The following is a 235-nucleotide window of genomic DNA, read 5'->3' on the forward strand; positions in this document are numbered from 1 at the left end:
TTCCGAGCTTTTGCATTTTGTCCCGATAATGATGCCTGGTAAATTCTCTTTTGCAGCTTAAATACTACCCGTTGAACTTTCGCCCAATTGATAGTATTCCATGCAGTCGTAGTCTTGGTTATACTCGTTTTCACCGTTTTAACTGCTAATTAAAACCTTACCTAACAACTAAACCGGACTCCATGGGCATATCTTAAACATTACGTTTAAGCATTAGCTTCAGAATCCATCTCTC

The 235-nt window shown here is 38.7% G+C and carries 1 protein-coding gene; it reads right to left on the reverse strand.

Annotation, left to right across the window (positions count from 1 at the left end; translation table 11 throughout):
• On the reverse strand, nt 1-134 hold a 134-nt coding region (locus tag PL9214_RS29775), incomplete at its 3' end, for a reverse transcriptase N-terminal domain-containing protein (RefSeq protein ID WP_186440531.1).
• Between the last annotated feature and the right edge of the window lie 101 nt (nt 135-235).

Source organism: Planktothrix tepida PCC 9214 (genome assembly GCF_900009145.1).
Lineage (GTDB): Bacteria > Cyanobacteriota > Cyanobacteriia > Cyanobacteriales > Microcoleaceae > Planktothrix > Planktothrix tepida.